We start from the raw sequence: 6,376 nt of genomic DNA, 5'->3' as shown, positions 1-6,376 counted from the left end.
CAACTGGTGGTCACCGCCGGGCGCGACAAGACCACCGCGCGCTTCCTGCGCGCCGCGGCCGAGTTCGAGGAGCCGGGCGGCCGGATCGACCGGCTCTTCGAACGGACCATCGCGATGATGACGCCCGTACGCCCCCGCCCCCGAGAGACCGACCGGCGCCGCGACCAGCTGGGGCCGCTGGTAGAGGGGGACGGAGCCGGCCGCGGCCCAGATGTGCGCGTCGGCCTTGTTGAGCAGTTCCTCCTGCTCCGCCTCGTCCAGCTCCCCCACCGCCTGGTCGAGGAGTTGGTCGATGTAGTCGGTCCCGACCCGCGTGTAGTTCTGCTGGACGGTCAGCACGCCGCCCGGCGCCGGCCGGGGCTTGGCGAACAGCGGGCGGGCGTCCGTCGCCGGGTAGGCGGTCGCCGGCCAGGAGTAGAGCGACAGGTCGAAGTCGCCCGGCTCGATGTGGTCCGCGAAGAAGGTGTCCGCGTCGACCGTCTCGAGTTCGGTGCGGATCCCCACCGTCGACAGCATCGCGGAGATCCGGCCCGCGACGTCCCGCAGTTGCCCGGCGCCCGGGCCGTCCGGCAGGACGAACCGCAGGCGCAGTTCCTTGCCGTCCTTGGTCCGCACGGGCGTGGCGGCCCGTTCCGCCAGTTCCTCGGCCTGGGTCGCGGCCTCGTTGGCGTCCTTGTCGGTGTCGTCGGCGCGGTCGTCGAGCCCTTCGGCCCGCTGCGCGTCCGCCGCCTGCCGCAGCAGCTCGGCGCGCTGCCGCGCGGCCGGCCAGCCGGAGCCGAGCGGGGCCGCCACGGCGGCGCCCGGCTTGCCGTCCTCGGCCGCCGGGCCCTCGCCCTGCTGCCAGCCGGCCTCGTCGAGGAGTTCGGCCGCCGAGTCGACGCCGTACGCGCCGAGCGCGTCGCTGTTGTCGTGGTAGCCCTCCTGGCCCAGCATCCGCAGGTGGCTGCCGAGCGGCTTGACCGGGAGGCCGGCCGGGGCGTGGACGTCCTCGGCGAGTTCGGCGCGGTCGACGGCGCGGGCGATGGCCCAGCGGACCCGTTCGTCGGCGAGCGGTCCCTCGGCGCCGTTGAGGGCGAGCTGGGTGTAGGCCGCGTCGTAGGCGCGGTGGACGGCGAAGCCGCTCTGGGTCTCGTCCGGGTCGGCGGCCGGTTTGTCGTCCGCGGCCGGCGGGCCGGCGGCCGCCGGGACCAGGCCCTCGGCGTCGTCGGGGTCGAGCTCGGCGACCTCGAGTTCGCCACCTTCCAGCGCCGCGCGCCGCTCGTCGCGCGGCACCGCGGTGAGCACCAGGCTGTCAAGGAGCGCCCGGTCGCCCCACCACTCGTCGTTGCGCTCCAGGGTGATGGTGGCGGTCTTGTCGTCCCGCTCGCCGAGGGTGAAGGGGCCGCCGGAGACGGGGAGTTCGGTGCGGCTGCCCTCGTTGAAGCGTTCCGCGTCGCCGGTGACCGAGCGCGGGTAGAGGGGGCTGAACAGCGCGCGCCAGTCGGCGTAGGGCTGGGCGAAGGTGACCTGGACCTGGCCGGACTCCGGGCCCTTCTCGACGTTCTCGATCCGGTCGTAGCCGGCGTTCCGCGCCGGCCGGTACTTCTTGTCCCCGCCGCGCAGCGCCTGCCACTGGGCGACGAAGTCCTGGGCCCCGATCTTCTCGCCGTCGCTCCAGGTGGCCTCGGGGTTGAGGGTGTAGACGACGGTCTGTCTGGGCTCGCGCTCGGTGATCTCGGCGGCGCTGAGGTAGTCGGTGTTGAGCTGGGGCCGGCCGGTGGCGTCGATGGTGAACAGCGTCGGCAGCACGGCGCCGGCCACCTGGTCGGTGACCCGGTCGGCGTCCGGCTGGAAGGCGTTGAGGGTGGCGGGCAGGGCGTCGACGGCCCAGCGGACGGTGCCGCCCTTCTTCAGCTGGGCGCGGCCGAGGGCCGGCACCGACTGCGCGCCCATCGCGAGTGCCTGGTCGCCGTCGCCGTCGCCGCTGCACCCGGTCACCAGCGCGGGCGCCAGCAGCGCGCCGGCGGCGGCGAGCGCCGCCATGGCCGTCCCGCGCGCCCGGCTTCCGCGCCGTCTCCCCGGTCTCGATGGCCCTCCTGACATGTCCTACCTCCGGCTCACCGGTGCGCTGATCACATGTATGCGCCCCACTGAGGCCACTGAAAGGGGAGAGGCACGGGCCGGGCGGGACGACACGGCGTCGGCCGTCCCCAGGCCACCCGATGGGAGCAGCGGGCGCGCACCGGCACGGGCCGACCGCGGCGCTCTGGTGACGGCCCTCTTCCCAACCGCCTGTGTCTCGCGTCACACTCGCATCGTCCGGTGCTGCTCCACCGATGGAGGTGGCAAGCGATGTCGCTGCACGAGGAGTTATCCGCCGCGCGGCGCTGTGTGGAGGATCTGACCCACCGGGTGCTGCGCCTGGAGCGCGACCTGGGGCCGGGGATCGAGACGCGTCGGTTGCGCGGGGACGCCGAGCGGCTGCGGGAGAGCCTGGCGCTGCTCGCCGCCGCGGTGGCGGCCGCGCGCCCCGCCGAGGCGACCGGTGCCGTCGAGCTCGTCCTGGTGCCCGACACGCCGTACGACCACCGGCTGTGGGTGGACGTCGACGACGAGGGCCTCGGCGCGCGGCACGGCCCGGCGCCCGGCCAGCCAGCGACCTGACGACGAGCCCGCACCCTCCGGGAGGATCCCGTGGCCAGCACCGAATCCACGACCGACACGTCCGGGCGGGCCGGCCAGACCGGCCGGGCCGGGCGGGCCGCGATCGCCGAGCGGCACCTGCGCGTCGACCGCTGGTGGCTCGGCCCCACCGTCACCGTCGCCGCGCTGCTGGCGTTCGTCGTCTACGCCACCTGGCGCGCGTTCGCCAACGCCGACTACTACGCGGCGCCCTACGTCTCGCCGTTCTACTCCCCGTGTCTCGCCGCCAACTGCGAGGAGATGAGCGGCGGCCCCAACTGGGCGCTGTTCGGGGACTGGTGGGGGCTCTCGCCGGCGCTCATCTTCCTGGCCCTGCCGCTCGGCTTCCGGCTCACCTGCTACTACTACCGCAAGGCGTACTACCGCGGCTTCTGGGGCTCACCGCCCGCCTGCGGCGTCGCCGAGCGGCACGGCCGCTACACCGGGGAGACCCGCTTCCCGCTGATCGTCAACAACGCGCACCGCTACTTCTTCTACGCCTCGGCGGCCATCGCCGTCATCCTCACCTACGACACGGTGCTGACCTTCCGCGACGAGCACTACGACTGGGGGCACATGGGCCTCGGCACGGTGCTCGCCGTGGTCAACATCACGCTGGTGTGGGGCTACACGGCGTCCTGCCACTCCTGCCGGCACATCATCGGCGGCCGGCTCAGGACGTTCTCGGCGCATCCGGTGCGCTACCGCCTGTGGACCCTCGTCAGCCGGCTCAACGGCCGGCACATGGCGTTGGCCTGGGCCTCGTTGACCAGCCTGGCGCTCACCGACCTCTACGTCTACCTGCTGGCCGTCGACGCGTTCTCCGACCCCCGACTCTTCTGACCGCCGACCCATCCGACCGCCGACCCATCCGACCGCCGACTCATCCGACCGCCGACTCATCCGACCGCCGACTCATCCGACCGCCGACTCATCCGACCGCCGACTCATCCGACCGCCGACGCGAACGGCCCGTACGACCCGAACGATCCGAGCGAGGAGCACAAGTGAGCACTGTGGAGCGGGAGTCGTGGGACGTGGTGGTCGTCGGGGCCGGCGGCGCCGGCCTGCGGGCGGCCATCGAGGCCCGCGAGCAGGGCCTGCGCACGGCCGTGATCTGCAAGTCGCTGTTCGGCAAGGCCCACACGGTGATGGCCGAGGGCGGCATCGCGGCCAGCATGGGCAACGTCAACGAGGGCGACAACTGGCAGGTCCACTTCCGGGACACCCTGCGCGGCGGCAAGTTCCTCAACCACTGGCGGATGGCCGAGTTGCACGCCCGCGAAGCCCCCGACCGCGTCTGGGAGTTGGAGACCTGGGGCGCGTTGTTCGACCGCACCGCGGACGGCCGGATCTCACAGCGCAACTTCGGCGGCCACGAGTACCCGAGGCTGGCGCACGTCGGCGACCGCACCGGCCTCGAACTGATCCGCACCCTCCAGCAGCGCGTGGTCGCCCTCCAGCAGCGGGACTTCGCGGAGACCGGCGACTACGAGGCGGGGCTGAAGGTCTTCCAGGAGTGCACCGTCACCCGCGTGCTGACCCGGGACGGCGCGGTGGCCGGCGTGTTCGGCTACGACCGGGAGTCCGGCCGGTTCTTCGCCTTCGACGCGCCGGCCGTGGTGCTGGCCACCGGCGGGATCGGCAAGTCGTTCAAGGTGACCTCCAACTCCTGGGAGTACACCGGCGACGGGCACGCGCTGGCCCTGCTGGCCGGGGCGGCGCTGGTCAACATGGAATTCGTGCAGTTCCATCCGACGGGGATGGTCTGGCCGCCCTCGGTGAAGGGGATCCTGGTCACCGAGTCGGTGCGCGGCGACGGCGGGGTGCTGCGGAACAGCGAGAACCGCCGGTTCATGTTCGACTACGTCCCGGAGGTCTTCAAGGCGCAGTACGCGCAGGACGAGGCCGAGGCGGACCGGTGGTACGCCGACCCGGACAACAACCGCAGGCCGCCGGAGCTGCTGCCGCGCGACGAGGTGGCGCGGGCCATCAACGCGGAGGTCAAGGCGGGGCGCGGCTCACCGCACGGCGGGGTGTTCCTGGACGTCTCCAGCCGGCTCTCGGCCGAGGAGATCGTCCGCCGACTGCCGTCCATGCACCACCAGTTCAAGCAGCTGGCGGACGTGGACATCACCCGCGAGCCGATGGAGGTCGGCCCGACCTGCCACTACGTGATGGGCGGCGTCGACGTCGACCCGGACACCGCGGCCGCCACCGGCGTCCCCGGGCTCTTCGCGGCCGGCGAGGTCGCCGGCGGCATGCACGGCTCCAACCGGCTCGGCGGCAACTCCCTCTCCGACCTGCTGGTGTTCGGCCGGCGCGCCGGGCTGCACGCCGCCCGCCACGCGGCGGCGCTGCCGCCCGAGGAACGGCCGGTGGCCGACGAGTCGACGGTCACGGCGGCCGCCGCCGAGGCGGTGCGGCCGTTCGAACCGGCGGACGGCGGCGAGAACCCGTACGCCATCCACCAGGAGCTCCAGCAGACGATGAACGACCTGGTGGGCATCATCCGCCGGGCCGCCGAGATGGACCAGGCGCTGGCCCGCCTCGCGGAGCTGCGGCAGCGCGCGGAACGGGCCGGCGTCGAGGGACATCGGCAGTACAACCCGGGCTGGCACCTGGCGCTCGACCTGCGCAACATGCTGCTCGTCAGCGAGTGCGTGGCGCTGGCCGCGCGCGAGCGCACCGAGTCGCGTGGCGGCCACACCAGGGACGACCACCCGGGCATGGACCGCGAGTGGCGCCGGATCAACCTGCTGTGCGCGTTGGGCGACGACGGCCGCGTCGCGCTCGAACGACGCGAACTGCCGCCGCTGCGGCCCGATCTGCTCGACCTCTTCGACAAGGACGAGCTGGCCAAGTACCTGACGGACGAGGAGCTGACCGCCCGATGAGCGAGCTGGCTGCCGCCGGTGGATCCGGCTACGAGACGAGGCTGCGGGTCTGGCGCGGCGACGCCGGGTCCGGCGGCCTCCAGGACTTCACAGTCGAGGTCCACGACGGCGAGGTCGTACTCGACATCATCCACCGCCTCCAGGCCACCCAGGCCCCCGACCTGGCGGTGCGGTGGAACTGCAAGGCCGGCAAGTGCGGCTCGTGCAGCGCGGAGATCGACGGCAAGCCGCGGCTGATGTGCATGACCCGGATGTCGCTCTTCGAGCCGGGCCAGACCATCACCGTCACGCCGCTCCGCACCTTCCCCGTGGTGCGCGACCTGGTCACGGACGTCGGCTTCAACTACCAGAAGGCGCGCGAGATCCCGTCCTTCGTGCCGCCGGAGGGGGTCGGTCCTGGCGAGTACCGGATGCGGCAGGAGGACGTGTCGCGGTCGCAGGAGTTCCGGAAGTGCATCGAGTGCTTCCTGTGCCAGGACGTGTGCCATGTGGTCCGTGACCACGAGGAGAACAAACCGGCCTTCGCCGGCCCCCGCTTCCTGATGCGGATGGCCGAGCTCGACATGCACCCCCTGGACGAGGCCGACCGCGAGGGCCTCGACCGCGCGCGGGCCGTCCAGGAGGACCACGGCCTCGGCTTCTGCAACATCACCAAGTGCTGCACGGAGGTGTGCCCGGAGTCGATCCACATCACCGACAACGCGCTCATCCCGATGAAGGAGCGGGCCGCCGACCGCAAGTACGACCCGCTGGTCTGGCTCGGCAACACGATCCGCCGCCGCCGCGGCTGACCACGACCCGAGGTTTCCTCCCCCACC

The 6,376-nt window shown here is 72.8% G+C and carries 5 protein-coding genes; 4 read left to right on the top strand and 1 reads right to left on the bottom strand.

Annotated features, from left to right (window positions below; all coding sequences use genetic code 11):
• A partial coding sequence (locus E1283_RS29760) for an ABC transporter family substrate-binding protein (RefSeq protein ID WP_243745196.1) occupies nucleotides 1-2,022 on the bottom strand: 2,022 nt, incomplete at its 3' end.
• Nucleotides 2,023-2,331: 309 nt separating this feature from the next.
• Between E1283_RS29760 and E1283_RS29755 the strand changes: the two genes are divergently transcribed.
• The 4 genes from E1283_RS29755 (at nucleotide 2,332) to E1283_RS29740 (ending at nucleotide 6,349) form a co-directional block, all read left to right on the top strand.
• Nucleotides 2,332-2,643, top strand: a complete 312-nt coding sequence (locus tag E1283_RS29755; protein ID WP_132821269.1) for a hypothetical protein — start codon at nucleotides 2,332-2,334, stop codon at nucleotides 2,641-2,643.
• Between the two features lie 30 nt (nucleotides 2,644-2,673).
• Nucleotides 2,674-3,504 carry a hypothetical protein gene (locus E1283_RS29750; RefSeq protein ID WP_132821268.1) on the top strand — a complete coding sequence of 277 codons (831 nt, stop codon included), beginning with the start codon at nucleotides 2,674-2,676 and terminating at the stop codon, nucleotides 3,502-3,504.
• Between the two features lie 164 nt (nucleotides 3,505-3,668).
• Nucleotides 3,669-5,558, top strand: a complete 1,890-nt coding sequence (locus tag E1283_RS29745) for a fumarate reductase/succinate dehydrogenase flavoprotein subunit (RefSeq protein WP_132821267.1) — start codon at nucleotides 3,669-3,671, stop codon at nucleotides 5,556-5,558.
• Complete coding sequence (locus tag E1283_RS29740) at nucleotides 5,555-6,349, top strand: succinate dehydrogenase/fumarate reductase iron-sulfur subunit (RefSeq protein WP_132821266.1); 795 nt, start codon at nucleotides 5,555-5,557, stop codon at nucleotides 6,347-6,349. Before E1283_RS29745 ends, E1283_RS29740 begins: the two co-directional genes overlap by 4 nt.
• The last annotated feature ends 27 nt before the right edge of the window (nucleotides 6,350-6,376 follow it).

This window comes from Streptomyces hainanensis, assembly GCF_004348415.1.
GTDB lineage: Bacteria > Actinomycetota > Actinomycetes > Streptomycetales > Streptomycetaceae > Streptomyces > Streptomyces hainanensis.
This window is presented reverse-complemented; position numbering and strand designations above follow the sequence as displayed.